The 14,095-nt window shown below is 75.3% G+C and carries 14 protein-coding genes, 1 tRNA gene and 1 pseudogene; 15 read left to right on the forward strand and 1 reads right to left on the reverse strand.

Annotated elements, in window-relative coordinates:
- The 12 genes and pseudogenes from SH587_RS12690 to SH587_RS12745 all read left to right on the forward strand — a co-directional run.
- A pseudogene (locus SH587_RS12690) lies at positions 1-190 on the forward strand (hypothetical protein); the annotation flags it as partial.
- Positions 190-393 carry a type II toxin-antitoxin system HicA family toxin gene (locus SH587_RS12695; protein ID WP_320670992.1) on the forward strand — a complete coding sequence of 68 codons (204 nt, stop codon included), beginning with the start codon at positions 190-192 and terminating at the stop codon, positions 391-393. The pseudogene SH587_RS12690 and the gene SH587_RS12695, both read left to right, overlap by 1 nt.
- Entirely contained in the window at positions 390-677 is a 288-nt protein-coding gene (locus tag SH587_RS12700) for a type II toxin-antitoxin system HicB family antitoxin (protein ID WP_320670993.1), read from the forward strand. Before SH587_RS12695 ends, SH587_RS12700 begins: the two co-directional genes overlap by 4 nt.
- Positions 678-752: 75 nt before the next feature.
- On the forward strand, positions 753-2,267 hold the full coding sequence (locus SH587_RS12705; protein ID WP_320670994.1) for a class I tRNA ligase family protein: 1,515 nt from the start codon (positions 753-755) through the stop codon (positions 2,265-2,267).
- A 41-nt stretch (positions 2,268-2,308) separates the two neighbouring features.
- Positions 2,309-3,064, forward strand: coding sequence for a TatD family hydrolase (locus SH587_RS12710; RefSeq protein WP_320670995.1), 756 nt, complete (start codon positions 2,309-2,311; stop codon positions 3,062-3,064).
- 35 nt (positions 3,065-3,099) lie between these two features.
- Entirely contained in the window at positions 3,100-3,957 is an 858-nt protein-coding gene (rsmA, locus tag SH587_RS12715; protein ID WP_320670996.1) for a 16S rRNA (adenine(1518)-N(6)/adenine(1519)-N(6))-dimethyltransferase RsmA, read from the forward strand.
- A complete protein-coding gene (locus SH587_RS12720; protein ID WP_320670997.1) occupies positions 3,954-4,901 on the forward strand; it encodes a 4-(cytidine 5'-diphospho)-2-C-methyl-D-erythritol kinase in 948 nt (315 codons plus the stop codon). The genes rsmA and SH587_RS12720 overlap by 4 nt, the downstream gene beginning before the upstream one ends.
- Positions 4,898-6,472 (forward strand): DedA family protein, encoded by a 1,575-nt coding sequence (locus tag SH587_RS12725; protein WP_320670998.1) that lies wholly within the window; start codon positions 4,898-4,900, stop codon positions 6,470-6,472. The genes SH587_RS12720 and SH587_RS12725 overlap by 4 nt, the downstream gene beginning before the upstream one ends.
- Entirely contained in the window at positions 6,469-6,684 is a 216-nt protein-coding gene (locus tag SH587_RS12730; RefSeq protein ID WP_320670999.1) for a hypothetical protein, read from the forward strand. The genes SH587_RS12725 and SH587_RS12730 overlap by 4 nt, the downstream gene beginning before the upstream one ends.
- Before the next feature lie 57 nt (positions 6,685-6,741).
- Positions 6,742-8,001, forward strand: a complete 1,260-nt coding sequence (locus SH587_RS12735; protein WP_320671000.1) for a PucR family transcriptional regulator — start codon at positions 6,742-6,744, stop codon at positions 7,999-8,001.
- Positions 8,002-8,044: 43 nt separating this feature from the next.
- Complete coding sequence (locus SH587_RS12740; RefSeq protein WP_320671001.1) at positions 8,045-8,836, forward strand: MTAP family purine nucleoside phosphorylase; 792 nt, start codon at positions 8,045-8,047, stop codon at positions 8,834-8,836.
- A gap of 75 nt (positions 8,837-8,911) precedes the next feature.
- On the forward strand, positions 8,912-10,363 hold the full coding sequence (locus SH587_RS12745) for a hypothetical protein (RefSeq protein ID WP_320671002.1): 1,452 nt from the start codon (positions 8,912-8,914) through the stop codon (positions 10,361-10,363).
- A 1-nt stretch (position 10,364) separates the two neighbouring features.
- On the opposite strand, the gene SH587_RS12750 is transcribed toward SH587_RS12745, so the two are convergent.
- Positions 10,365-10,437, reverse strand: a tRNA-Gln gene (locus SH587_RS12750).
- Between the two features lie 134 nt (positions 10,438-10,571).
- On the opposite strand from SH587_RS12750, the gene SH587_RS12755 reads away from it, so the two are divergent.
- From SH587_RS12755 to SH587_RS12765, 3 genes are all read left to right on the forward strand, one after another.
- Entirely contained in the window at positions 10,572-11,468 is an 897-nt protein-coding gene (locus SH587_RS12755) for a hypothetical protein (protein ID WP_320671003.1), read from the forward strand.
- Positions 11,469-11,499: 31 nt separating this feature from the next.
- Positions 11,500-12,918: a bifunctional UDP-N-acetylglucosamine diphosphorylase/glucosamine-1-phosphate N-acetyltransferase GlmU gene (gene glmU / locus SH587_RS12760; protein WP_320671004.1), complete on the forward strand. Its 1,419-nt coding sequence runs from the start codon at positions 11,500-11,502 to the stop codon at positions 12,916-12,918.
- Positions 12,919-13,113: 195 nt separating this feature from the next.
- Positions 13,114-14,094, forward strand: coding sequence for a ribose-phosphate diphosphokinase (locus SH587_RS12765; protein WP_375341765.1), 981 nt, complete (start codon positions 13,114-13,116; stop codon positions 14,092-14,094).
- Position 14,095 lies beyond the last annotated feature (1 nt).

Genomic DNA, 14,095 nt, shown 5'->3' on the forward strand with positions numbered 1-14,095 from the left:
GCTGCCGCGGCCGGCGCCCGCGCTGCGGACGCCGCCGGCGGTGCCCGTCGCCGATCCCGCGGGCACGCCGGCCGCGGGCTGGATCGGTCTCGCGGTGCTGGCGCTGGGGCTGCCGTCGGGACTGGCGGTGGGCCGCCGCGGCCGCGGGCGTCGGGCCGGGGCGATGGCCCGCGCCGGGGGTGCGCGCTGATGGCCAAGAAATACCGTGACGTGCGGCGAATCCTGCGCCAGAATGGCTGGACGATGGTGCGCGTGACCGGCTCGCACGAGCGCTGGCGCGGGCCCGACGGCCGTTCGACGTCGGTCCCCGCCGGCGGCCACGGCAATCAGGACATGACTCCCGGCACGCTGAGCGCGATCCGCCGCGACACCGGGATCGAGGAGCTGCGATGAGCATGATCGAGACGACGCCGAAGACCACCGTGGGGACCGTGCCGGTGCTCGTGCTGCTGCACCAGGCCGACGACGGCGGCTGGTGGGCCTACTCGCCGCACGTGCCGGGCGTCTTCGCCCACGGCGGATCGGTCGAGGCGGCGGTCGAGGACTGGCACTCGGCGGTCCGGTTCACCCGCGAGGAGCCGGGCGAGCTGCGGATCGTCGACGTCGACGTGATCGACGACGCCCACGACGCCGTCGCCTTCACCCGGATCCCGGCGATCGGGCCCGACGGGCGCTAGCGGCGGGCGGGGCCGATCGCCGGTCGCGAGCCGGCCGCGGGCCCCGCGGCCGCCGCCGGTAGCCTTGCTCCAGGCATGGGCTACGAGATCACGACGCCGATCTTCTACGTGAACGCGGCGCCGCACCTGGGGCACGCGTACTCGACGATCGTCGCCGACGTGCTGGCCCGCCACCACCGGCAGCGGGGAGAGGACGTCTTCTTCCTGACCGGCACCGACGAGCACGGCGAGCCGGTGGCCAACGTGGCCGCCGACCGGGGCATCACGCCGCAGCAGCTGGTCGACGAGAACGCGCCCAAGTTCCAGGCGATGGGCGGCCCGCTGGAGGCGTCGAACGACTTCTTCATCCGCACGTCGGACGAGCGCCACAAGGCCGCGGTGCAGGAGTTCCTGACCCTGGTCAAGGACAACGGCTACGTCTACGAAGGCGACTACGAGGGCTGGTACTGCCCCAAGTGCGCGGACTTCAAGACCGAGTCCGAGATCGCCGAGGGCAACACCTGCCCGATCCACGGGATCCCGCTCACGCGCGAGAAGGAGCGCAACTGGTTCTTCCGGCTCTCCGCCTTCCAGCAGCAGCTCGAGCAGCTCTACGCCGACCGGCCCGACTGGGTGGTGCCCGCCGTCCGCCGCAACGAGGCGCTGGCCTTCATCAAGAACGGGCTCCAGGACGTCTCGCTCAGCCGCAACGCGATCAGCTGGGGCGTGACCGTCCCCTGGGACCCGGAGCACGTCTTCTACGTCTGGTGGGACGCGCTCCTCAACTACTACACCGCGCTCCGCTTCGGCCGCCCCGGCCAGGACCTGACCGCCACCCACTGGCCGCCGGTCCACGTGATCGGCAAGGACATCCTCAAGTTCCACACGATCTACTGGCCGGCGCTGCTGATGGCGGCCGGGGTCGAGCTGCCCGAAAGGGTCCTGGTCGGCGGCTTCCTGCTCGTCGACGGGGCGAAGATGAGCAAGTCGCGCGGCAACGTGCTCGACCCGTTCGAGGCGGTCGAGACCTTCGGCGCCGACGCGGTCCGCTTCTACCTGCTGCGCGAGGTCACCTTCGGCAACGACGGGTCGGTCTCGCTCGACGGCCTCCGCGCTCGCTACGAGAGCGAGCTGGCCAACGACTTCGGCAACCTCGCCTCGCGCAGCCTGGCGATGGTCCGCCGCTACCGCGACGGCCAGGTGCCCGACGTCGCCGTCGACGCCGAGATCGAGACCGAGTTCGAGGGCCTGCCGGCCGAGGTCGCGCGGCTGCTCGACGAGGGCCAGATCAGCCAGGCGCTCGACGCGGTCTGGCAGCGGGTCCGGCGGCTCAACCGCTACGTCGAGGAGCGGGCTCCGTGGACGCTCGCCAAGGCGGAGAAGGACGGCGCCGAGCCGGCCGCGCTCGACGCCGTGCTGCGGACGCTGGTCGAGGGCGTGCGCTCGACCGCGGTGCTGCTGCACCCGTGGCTGCCGGCCTCGACCGAGAAGCTGCTGGCCGCGATCGGCTGCCCCGACCTCGACTGGTCGGGCGCGGCGCTCGGCGCCGGCCAGGCGCGGAGCGTCGGCGAGCTGGAGCCGCTCTTCCCGAAGGACGTCGGCGGGGCCTGATCCCGCCGACCCGAGCCCGCCCCGCCCCGTCGCCGCCGTCGATGATCGACAGCCACACCCACCTCTCCTCGTGCGCGCCGGACGACGCCGAGCTGGTCGCCGCCGCCCGCGAGGCCGGCGTCCAGCGGCTGCTGACCGTCGGCATGGACGGCGAGACCGGCCGCCTGGCGCTGGCCGCCAGCGAGCGCTTCCCCGAGGTCTTCGCGGCGATCGGCCGCCACCCGAACGCCGCCAGCGGCTACGACGCCGCCGCCGGCGAGGAGCTGCGGGCGCTGGCCGCCCACCCGCGCTGCCGGGCGATCGGCGAGACCGGCCTCGACTACTACCGCGACAGCACCCCGCCCGACGACCAGCGGGCCGCCTTCCGCGACCAGATCGAGATCGCCCGCGAGCTGGCCAAGCCGCTGGTGATCCATACCCGCGCGGCCGACGACGAGACGATCGCCACGCTCCGCGACCACGCTGGCGGCGTGACCGTGATCCTGCACTGCTTCTCGATGCCCGACCGGCTCCACGAGTGCCTCGAGCAGGGCTGGTACATCAGCTTCGCGGGCAACGTCACCTACCCCCGCAACGGCGACCTGGCGCTGGCCGCGGCGACCGTCCCCGACGACCGGATCCTGGTCGAGACCGACGCGCCCTACCTGACCCCGCAGGTCCGGCGCAAGGAGCGCAACCAGCCCGCCTACGTGGTCGAGACCGCGCGCTTCGTCGCCGCCCAGCGCGACCAGAGCTACGAGCAGCTGGACGCGGCGGTCAGCGCCAATGCCGCGCGGCTGTTCGGGTGGGGTCCGTGAGCGAGGAGGGGCCGACGCAGCCGAGCCTGCGTCGGATGCGCGCCCACGGCGTCCGCCCCAAGCGCGACCTCGGCCAGAACTTCCTGGTCGACGACAACATCCTCGGCGTGATCGCGCGGCTGGCCGAGCTGCGCGAGGACGACGTCGCGCTCGAGGTCGGCGGCGGCCTCGGCGTCCTCAGCGAGCACCTGGCGCCGCGGGTCGCGGCGCTGCACGTGGTCGAGCTCGACCGCAGCCTGGAGCAGCCGCTGCGCGAGGCGCTGGCCCCCTGGAGCGACGGCGACCGGGCCCAGCTGCACCTCGGCGACGCGATGCGGATCGACCTGACCACGCTGCGCCCGCCGCCGACGGTCTGCGTCTCGAACCTGCCCTACTCGGTCGCCGCCGGCGTGATCCTGCGGACCGTCGTCGAGCTGCCGTCGGTCGACCGCTGGGTGGCGATGGTCCAGAAGGAGGTCGGCCGGCGGTTCGCCGCCGGGCCCGGCACCGCCGCCTACGGGGTCCCCTCGGCGCTCGCCCAGTTGAGCTGCGACGTGCGCGTGCTGCGCGGCGTTTCCCGTACGGTGTTCGCTCCCGTGCCGAACGTCGACAGCGTCCTGGTGGGTCTGCGGCGGGTCCGGCCGCCCGCGCCGGCATCCGTCCGGACGCTGATCGGCGCGGCCTTCGCCCACCGCCGGAAGGCGCTGGCGCGGTCGGTCGCGCTGGCCGGCGGCGGCAACGCCCGCCGCGACCACCTGCGCACGGCGCTGGAGCGGATCGGCCTGCCGGTCGACGTCCGCGCCGAGCGGCTGGCCGCGACCGAGTTCGTCGACCTGGCCGCCGCGCTGGCCGCCGAGGAGCAGGACGCCGCCGCCGCGGCCGAGATCGCCGCCTGGCGGGAGGCGTCGGCGTGACCGGCGAGCCGCCCGCGATCGCCACCGCGGCCCCGGCGAAGGTCAACGCGACGCTCGTCGTCGGGCCGGTCCGGGACGAGGACGGCCGCCACGAGCTGGTGACGGTGATGCAGTCGCTGACGCTCGCCGACCAGGTGGTGCTGCGCCCGCGCCGCGACGGCGACGACCCGCCGCCGGCGGGCGCGGTCGACGCGATCCGCTGCCCCGGCGTCGAGGGCGACAACCTCGCCCTGCGGGCCCTGACTCGCTTCCGCGCCGCGACCGGCTGGGACGGGCCGCCGCAGACGGTCGAGATCGTCAAGCGGATCCCGGTCGCCGCTGGGATGGCCGGCGGATCGGCCGACGCCGGCGCCGTCCTGCGGCTGGCCGCCCACCGCAGCGGCCTCGGCGACCCGGCGCTGCTCCAGCAGCTGGCCGCCGGGCTCGGCTCCGACGTGCCGCACCAGCTGCAGCCCGGGCTGGCGATCGGCCACGGCGCCGGCGAGCGGGTCGTCCGCTGCGCCGGGGTGCTGCCGGGCGCGGTGGTGGTGGTGCGGGCCGACGCCCAGCTCGCGACCCCCGCCGTCTACCGCCGCCACGACGAGCTGGACGCCGGCGGCGGTCAGCGCAGCTCGCTGGCGCTGGCCGGCTGGCTGGAGCGGATCACCCGCGCGCTGGCCGGCCCGGCGCCGCCCTCGCTGCCCGACGCTCTCTGCGTCAACGACCTCGAGCCGGCCGCCGTCGACCTCTGCCCGCTGGTCGGGGCCAACGTCGAGCGGCTGCGCACGGCCGGCGCCCAGCGGGCGATGGTCTGCGGCTCGGGCCCGACCACGATCGGCTGGTTCGACGACGCCGAGCGGGCCCGCGCCGCGGCGCTGCGGCTGCGCGAGGAGGGCGCCGACGCGCTCGTCGCCACCCCGACCGGCGGCGCCGCCGTCAGCTCGATCATCGAGGTCCCCGCGTGACCGACGCCGTCCTGCCGCTGGCCAAGATCCACCCGATGTGGGCGGCGCTGGCCGTGCTCGCCCCGATCGTCCTGTTGCTCGTCCGCCGCCGCCGGCCGCTGCCCCGCTGGGCGCTGCCGGCGACGGTCGTCGCGGTCGTCGTCGGCGCGGTCCTCGGCAGCGGCGTGGTCGAGCTGCCGACGCTCGAGGACCTGCCGCTGCAGGAGATCGTCGAGGACATCGGCGACGCGGTCGGGGCCTGGGCCTACCTGATCGTCGGCGTCCTCGCCTTCCTCGAGACCGGCGCCTTCGTCGGCCTGCTCGCGCCGGGCGAGACCTTCGTGATCCTCGCCGGCGTGCTGGCGGGGGAGGGGACCCTCGGCTACGTCGAGCTGCTGACCGTGGTCTGGATCTGCGCCTTCTCCGGCGACATGGCCAGCTTCTTCCTCGGCCGCAAGCTCGGCCGCTCGTTCCTGGAGCAGCACGGTCCGCGCTTCAAGATCACCGCCGACCGGCTCTCCCAGGTCGAGGGCTTCTTCGACAAGCACGGCGGCAAGGCGGTGGTGATCGGCCGCTTCCTCGGCTTCGTGCGGGCGGTGGCGCCGTTCGTGCTCGGCTCCAGCGGGGTCGCGGCGCGCCGCTTCGTGCCCTACTCGGTGATCGGCAGCGGCCTCTGGTCGGCGCTCTTCGTGACCCTCGGCTACGTCTTCTGGCAGAGCCTCGACCAGCTGCTGAAGTGGGCCAAGCAGGGCGCTTTCGTCTTCGGCACGATCGTCACCGTCGTGGTGGCGGCGTTCGTGATCGCCCACTGGCTGCAGGAGCCGGAGAACCGCGAGCGCGCCCGCCAGTGGCTGCACGACGCGGGCCAGACCCGCGCCGGCCGGATGGCGCGCGCCGCCTGGCGGCCCTTCGACGGCCCGGCACGGTTCGTCTGGGCCCGGATCACCCCCGGCGACCTGGGGCTGGAGGTGACGACGCTGCTGGCGATCGTCGCCGTCGGCGCCTTCGCCTTCTTCGGGCTCCACGACGTGCTCGAGGGACGGCCGACGACCCGCGGCGACGACCAGCTGCTGCGCTGGCTCGACGACGTCCGGATCGGGGTCGCGGAGGACATCGCCCGCGTCGGGCTGGTGCTCGGCGAGCCGTGGGTGGTCGGCGGGCTGACGCTGCTGGCCGCGCTCTTCCTCGCCTGGAAGCGGCGGCTGTGGGTGGCCGTGACGCTGATGCTGGCGGTCGGGCTGGGGCTGCTGGTGACGGCGCTGGTCCGCGACGGCGAGCACCGTGCGCAGCCGCCCGGCGCGCTCGAGGTGCTCGACGGATCGAGCTTCCCCTCGGCGGTCGCCGCCGGCGCCGTCGGCTGGGTGGCGGTCGCCGTGGCGCTGGCCCCGGTGCTGCGGCGGGTGCCGGGCCGGATCGGCCTGACCGGGCTCGCCGCGATCCTGGCGGTGGCGATCAGCTGCGCCCCGCTGGTGCTGCGCGCGGCCTACCTGTCCGACGTCTTCGCGGGGGCCGGGTTGGCGGCCGCGGTGATGGCGCTGGTCGGCCTCGTGGGGCTGTTCGTCGCCCACCTGCGTCAGAATCCCGTCCGATGAGCCACGAGTTCGTCACCTACCTGGTGCTGGTCGTCGGCGGCCTGGTCGCGCTCGCCGCGGTCGTGTCGCTGGTGCTCGTGCCCGTGGCGCGGATCTACTCCAGCTGGTGGGAGCGGACGGCGGCGCTGGTGCTGGCGGCGTTCGTGGTCGCGGTCTTCGCCACCGGCGGCGTCTACGTCGGCCTGGCGTTCGTCGACAAGTACCTGAGCTGATCCGGTCATCACCGTGACGGCCGGGCGTCAGGTCTCCCTGCCGGTACGATTCGCGGCGTGAACCCGCCGCCCGAGCCGCTGCCCGAGTCTCCGGTGGCCAGCGACGCGGGCCCGCTGGGCGCGATCGCCGAGGCCGTCGAGGCCGGGGCCGGTCTGCCGGCGCTGACCCGGGCGTCGGCGCGCGCGCTCGACGCGGGGATCGTCGTCGCCGACCGCGGCGGGGCCGTGCTGGCGGTCGCGGCCCGCTCGCGCGACGAGGAGCGGCGGCTGCTGGCGGGCCGCGGCGAGCTGCCGTCGCTGCCGCTGACCGTCGCCGGCGAGCCGACCGGCAGCGTCGTGCTCCAGCACCGCGGCGATCCCGATCCGGGCGTCGTCGCGCTGGTGCTGACGGTGATCGGGCTCGAGGTCGAGCGCGTCCGCGCCCCGGCCCGCGCCAGCCAGGAGGAGGCGTCGGCCTTCTGCAGCGAGCTGCTGAACGGCGAGCTGACCGAGGTCGACGCGATCGTCGCCCGCGGGACCGAGCTGGGCCTCGACCTGGCCGACGCGACCGGCGCGGTGGTGGTCCGCGTCCACCCGCACGTCTCCGGCGACGAGGGCTGGCGGGCCCGCGCGCTGGCCGCCGTCGAGCGCGGGGCGCGCGCGGTCGGCCCGTCGGCGCTGGTCGGGGCGGTCGAGCGTGGCGGGTCGGCCTGCGAGATCGCCGCGCTGGTGCCGACCGCGGCCGAGGACGCGATCGTCCGCGCCGCCGGCGCCGTCTTCACCGAGCTGGACGGGGTGCTGCCGGGCCACGCGGTCTCGGTCGGCCACGGCCGCCCGACCTCCGGTCCCGGTGACCTGCCGCGGGCGCTGCAGGAGGCGCTGCTGGCCTGCAACGTCGGCGAGGGCGACCCCGACGCGACCGTGCTCGGCTTCGAGCAGACCGGGGCCTACCGGCTGCTGCTGTCGGCGATGAGCGAGAACCCCGACGAGCTGCGGCGGTTCTACGCCGAGACGATCGAGCCGCTGGCCGCCTACGACGCCCAGTACGAGACCGACCTGGTCGGGACGGTGACCGCCTACCTCGACGCCGACGGGTCGGTGGCCGCGGCCGCCCAGCGGCTCTTCACCCACCGCCACACCGTCCGCTACCGGCTGGAGCGGGTCCGCGAGCTGTGCGGGCTCGACGTGACCTCGAGCGACGGCCGCGAGCGGCTGAGCCTGGGGCTGAAGGCGATGCGCGTGCTCGGCCTCGGGCAGCACGACGGCCCGCCGCTGGGCGAGCGCGAGTCGCGCTCGCGGCGCGGGACCGGGGGCGGTCGTCGCCCGCCGCGTCCGTGAGCGGCCCCCGGCGACGGTCGCGGCCGAAGTAGCATCGCCCGCCATGCGGATCGCCGTCATCACCGGCTCGGGGACCTACGCGCTGCCGGGGCTGGCCGACGGCGAGCGGCGGACGGTCGCGACCGCCCACGGCGCGGTCCCGGTGACCGTCGGCCGCCAGGGCGAGCACGAGGTCGTCCACCTGGCCCGCCACCGCGACGGCCACGAGCTGGTCAGCCACCAGGTGACCCACCGCGCCAACGTCCACGCGCTCCGCGAGCTGGGGGTCGAGGCGGTGCTGGCGGTGACCGTCTGCGGCGCCTGCGACTCGGACGCGACGCTCGGCGGGCTGGTGGTCTTCGACGACCTCCACTTCCTGGCCAACCGGCTGCCCGACGGCAGCCCCTGCACGCTCCACGACCAGCCCGGCGCGCCCGGCCGCGGCCACTGGGTGTTCGAGGGGCCGTTCAGCCCGGCGCTGCGGCGGGCGCTGCTCGACGCGGCGGCCGAGGCCGGTCTGGCGGCGACCGACGGCGGCGTCTACGGCCACGTCGACGGCCCGCGCTTCAACACCCGCGCCGAGATCCGCTCGCTGGTCGCGGCCGGCGTGACCGCGGTCAGCCAGACCGCCGGGCCGGAGACGGTCCTCTGCGGCGAGGCCGGGATCCCCTACGCGCTGCTCGGCTTCCAGACCGACTACGCCAACGGCGTCCGCGACGAGGCGACCCCGGTGGCGACGCTGGTCGAGCTGATCGCCCGCAGCACCAGCAGCTTCGCGGCCGTGCTGGGGGCCGCGATCCCACGCGTCGCGGCGGCCCCGCCAGGCCCGGTCGGCACCAGCCTGACCTGGGACTGACGCCACGGCGGGGCGCTTCCGACTTGCGGTAGCGTCGCCCTCATGGAGAGGCAGGGGCGAGGCGGCCGGGCGGCCGTGGGACTGCTCGCGGCGCTGATCGCCGGGCTGGTGGGCGCGGCGCCGGCGGCCGCGGCGGACGGCCCGGCGGGCGGCGAGCGCTGCGGCGCGCCGCTCAGCGCCCGCGGCGAGCCGGCGGTGGCCTTCGTCGTCCTCGACGGCAACCACAGCGAGGAGCCGGAGACGGGCGCGGTCCACCCGCTGCCGGTGACGCGGCCGGAGCGCGGCGTGCCGGTGGTCGGCAACTACTGCCCGGTCGGGCCGGACGGTCGCGCGCGCCGGTTCCCGCCCGGGATGCAGGCCGGCCTGCGACGGCTGACGATCGACGACAGCCGCGTCTGCCGGGTCGACGGCGGGCTCCGCAGCGACGCCTGCATGCTGGCGCGGCTGGCCGACGCCGGGGCGGTGGTGCTGCCCTTCAGCTACGCCGGCGCGACGCTCGACGCCGGGCCGCGCGGGGCGGTCTTCCGCTTCACCGGCTACCGCAACCGCGACTCGATCCAGGATCCGGCGGTCTCGGTCGCGCGGCTGGAGGCGATGGTGGCGTCGATCGAGCGGACCTGGCCGGCGACGGCGATCGTGGTCGGCGCCCACAGCCTCGGCGGGACGATCGCCGAGGGGATGTGGGAGCAGCGGGCGGCGGCCGGCCGGCTCGGCAACCTGTTCCGGGTCTACACCTGGGACTCGCCGATCAACGGGATCCAGAACTGCGTGCTCGGCGGCGCGCTGCTCGGCGATCTGCTGGGGGAGACGATCGGCTCCAGCCGCGCCGTCGCCAGCGAGTGGTGCCGCCGCTGGGCCGATCGCGACGCCCGCAACGCGCGGATCATCGAGCTCAGCCGCGACGGCTCGTTCGTGGCCGCCGGGGTGCCGAACGACGCCACCTACGCCAACACCCCGCTGAGCGGCGGCGGCGAGCTGCGGACCCAGCTGGTCTACCGCTGCCCCGACGACGGCTCGCGGGCCGACTCGCCCTGCATCGCCTCGCCGCCGAGCCTGGTCGGCCGGGCCCCGCTCTGCGACGCGGCCGGCCCCGGCGTCTTCGGCGTCAGCGGCCACGACCTGGTCCGGGTCTGCCCGATGATCGTCCGCCACCAGCTGGCGACGGTGCGGGCGGCGACCGACGACCGGGTCGCGGTGGTGACCGGCTGCGGCGGCCCCCCGCGGCCGCGGACCCGGCCCGACGAGCTGGCCCTCGACTGCCGACCCGACGGCGCGATCGTCCGCGAGCTGCGCTGGACGAGCTGGGGCTTCCGCGGGGCGGTGGCGACCGGCCGGCTCGACTGCCGCCGGGCGGCCCGCAGCCGCTGCGCCTTCCGCCACCCGCGGCGGGTGCGGCTGGCGCTGTCGACGCCGACGCCCTGCCGCGCGACCCGCCGCTTCCAGTTCGCGGTCGCCGAGGTGCCGCGGGTGCGGACCGCCCGCCGCCACCGGACGACCCTGCGGACGGCGCTGGGCTGCGCGCGTTGAGCTGAGGAGCGAGGACTCGAACCCCGGTTTGCGGGACCAAAACCCGCCGACTTAGCCTGTTAGTCGACTCCTCAGGGCCATCGGGGATTCAAGCAGTCCGCGCCCCGGGGACGCCGGCTGGTGAATGGGCTCCCACCGTCGGGGGATGGTGCGCGACGACCGCGGGGTGGAGGATGCCGCGGTCGGTCGTCGTCCTCGAGGAGTCCCCGTGTCACCCACCCGCACCACCGTCGTCCTGCTCGCCGCCGGCCTCGCGCTGCCCGCGACCGCCGGCGCGGCGCCGAAGTCGATCACCCGCACCGTCACCAGCGGGGCGGTCGCCGCCACCGCCACCAGCGTCGGCGGCAGCTTCGACGGCAGCGGCGCCGGCGTCCAGCTGAAGATCGCCCGCAACGGCGCCACGCTCTTCGACGGCGTCCCCGCCGGCCGCGGCTGCGTCTACGAGGGCAAGAGCAGCTGCACCCTGCTCGGCTGGGAGGAGGACAGCTCCGCGGTCGTCGTCCGCGACCTCGACGGCGACGCCGAGCCCGAGGTGGTCGTCGACCAGTACACAGGCGGCGCCCACTGCTGCGTGGTGACGACGGTCCTGAGCCTGAAGCCCGACGCCAGCGGCTACCGGCAGTCGCCGAAGGAGTTCCGCGACGAGGGCTACCGGCTGGTCCAGCGGCCGAACCCGGACGGCGGCGCCGCGGTCCCCGTCTTCGCCAGCGGCGACATCCGCTTCATCGACCTCTACACCTCGCACGCCGCCTCGTCGGCCCCGGTCCAGCTCTGGCGCTGGACCGGCCAGGCGGGCTGGATCGACGTCACCGACAGCTACCCGGCCGACGTCCGCGCCGACCAGAAGCGCCAGCGCAAGCTGCTCGACCGGATCGTCCGCGGCCGCGAGTACGAGTCCCGCGGCGTCGCCGCCGCCTGGGCCGCCGACGGCTACCGGCTGGGTCAGCGCCGCAGCGTCCGGCGGACCCTCGACCGAATGGCCGCCCGCGGCCAGCTCGCCGCCTCGTTCTCCCAGCAGCGGAGCGCCGCCGTCCGCCGCAGCCAGAGCCGCGCGTTCGTCCGCGGCCTCGACCACCGGTTGACTCGCTGGGGCTACAAGCGGTAGCCCCAGCACGGCGGTGGCATACCCTGCGCCCGTGAGCGCGAACCCCGCCCCGACCGTGATCGTCCTCGCCGCCGGCCGCGGCACCCGGATGCGGTCGGCGACGCCGAAGGTCCTGCACCCCGTCTGCGGCGTCCCGCTGATCGGCTGGGTGCTGGCCTCGGCCGCCGGCGTCGGGGCCGAGCGGATCGTCGTCGTCGACCAGCCCCAGCGCCCGCTCGACGGCCACCTGCCCGCGGGCGTCGAGACCGTCGTCCAGGACGTCGCCGAGCACGGCGACGGCACCGGCGGCGCCGTCACCGCGGCGCTCGCCCACGTCGCCCGCGACCGGCCGGTGGTCGTCCTCACCGGCGACGCTCCGCTGGTCACCGCCGACGTCGTCCAGGCCCTGCTCGAGACCCACGCCGCCGAGGGCAACGCGGCCACGATCCTCTCGGCCGAGCTCGACGACCCCGGCCAGCTGGGACGGGTCGTCCGCGACGCCGACGGCGCCGTCGCCAAGGTGGTCGAGACGAAGGCGGAGGGCGACGCCACCCCCGAGCAGCGGCTGATCCGCGAGGTCAACGCCGGCGTCTACTGCTTCGACGGCGGCCGGCTGGCCGACGCCCTGCCGCGGGTCGGCAGCGAGAACGCCCAGAACGAGCGCTACCTGCCCGACGTGCTCGGCCTGCTGCGGGCCGACGGCGACCGGATCGGCGCCCACGTCGCCGCCAGCCCCGAGGTCGTGCTCGGCGTCAACGACCGCTACGAGCTGGACGTCGTCCGCCGGATCGCCCAGGCCCGGATCCACGAGCGGCACCTGCGGGCCGGGGTGACGATCGTCAACCCGGCCTCGACCGTGATCGAGCGCGACGTCACGATCGCCCCCGACGCGACGATCGAGCCCGGCTGCGTGCTGCGCGGGCGGACCACGATCGGGGCCGGCGCGACCGTCGGCCCGCACACGACGGCGATCGACGCGACCCTCGGCGAGGGGACGACCGCGATCCACAGCCACCTGCTCGGGGCCGAGGCCGAGGCCGGCGTCTCGATCGGGCCGTTCGCCTACCTGCGGCCGGGCACCGTGCTGCGGAAGGGCGCCAAGGCCGGCACCTTCGTCGAGATCAAGAACAGCGACATCGGCCCCGGCTCGAAGGTCCCGCACCTCTCCTACATCGGCGACGCCGACGTCGGCGCCGGCAGCAACCTCGGCGCGGCCACCATCACCGCCAACTACGACGGCCACCACAAGCACCGGACGACCGTCGGCGACCGGGTGCGGGTCAGCGTCGACACCACGCTGGTGGCCCCGGTGACGGTCGGCGACGACGCCTACACCGGCGCCGGCAGCGTGATCACGAAGGACGTCCCGCCCGGCGCGCTGGGGATCGCCCGCGAGCGCCAGCGCAACCTCGAGGGCTACGCCGAGCAGGCCGCCGCCCGCGCCCGCGAGCAGGGCGACCGTCCGGCGTAAGGCCCCGGCCCGCTCGGACGTCGGTCCAGTGGCCGGGCGTCGCCCGTCCGCATTCGATCGTCCGCTCCGGTTACCCTCCCGGTTGCGGCGGCCACCACGGTGCGTCCGGCCGAGCCCTCGTCCATATCTCGCAATCCTGGACCCCGACCCGTGAGCGCGATCCTGCCGTCCGCCGACACCGCGACCAGCCTGCCGCTGGGCTACGACAAGCGGCTGATGCTGTTCAGCGGCCGAGCCAACCCCGCCCTGGCCGACGCGATCGGCCAGCGCCTGGGGGTCGGTCCCGGCCCGGTGACCCTCAAGACCTTCTCCAACGGCGAGGTCTACTGCCGCTTCGACGAGTCGATCCGCGGCGCCGACGTCTTCCTCGTCCAGCCGACCTGCGGCAACCCGACCACCGGCATCAGCGCCAACGACGCGCTGATGGAGCTGCTGGTGATGATCGACGCCGCCGTCGGGGCCAGCGCCCACCGCGTGATCGCCGTCACCCCCTGGTACGGCTACTCGCGGCAGGACAAGAAGAGCGCCCCGCGCGAGCCGATCTCCGCCCGGCTGGTGGCGCGGATGCTCGAGTCGGCCGGCGCCGACCGGGTCCTGACGATGGACCTCCACGCCGGTCAGGTCCAGGGCTTCTTCCAGATCCCCGTCGACCACATGACGGCGATGATGATGCTCACGCAGTACTTCCTCGACCTCAACCTCGACGACGAGCTGGTCGTGGTCGCGCCGGACGCCGGCCGCGTGAAGCTGAACAAGAAGTTCGCCAACCGGATGGGCGCCGACCTGGCGATCCTCGACAAGGAGCGGCCGCAGCAGCAGGTCGCCGAGATCGGCCACGTGATCGGCGACGTCGCCGGCAAGACGGCGATCATCGTCGACGACATGATCGACACCGCCGGCACCCTGCGGGCCGCCGGCGAGGTCGTGAAGGCGGCCGGCGCCTCGCGGGTCTACGCCGCCGCGACCCACGCCGTCTTCAGCGGCCGCGCGTTCGAGAACCTGGCCGCGGCGCCGTTCGAGCAGATCGTCGTCACCGACACGATCCCGCTCCGCGAGGGCGCGCCGGACAACGTCCACGTCGTCTCCTGCGCCAACCTGCTCACCGACTCGATCCGCCGGATCTTCACCGACGACTCGGTGAGCGAGGTCTTCGAGGGCGAGAACCAGCTCTTCTGAG

The sequence above is a fragment of the Patulibacter defluvii genome (genome assembly GCF_034096925.1).
In the GTDB taxonomy this organism is placed as follows: domain Bacteria; phylum Actinomycetota; class Thermoleophilia; order Solirubrobacterales; family Solirubrobacteraceae; genus Patulibacter; species Patulibacter defluvii.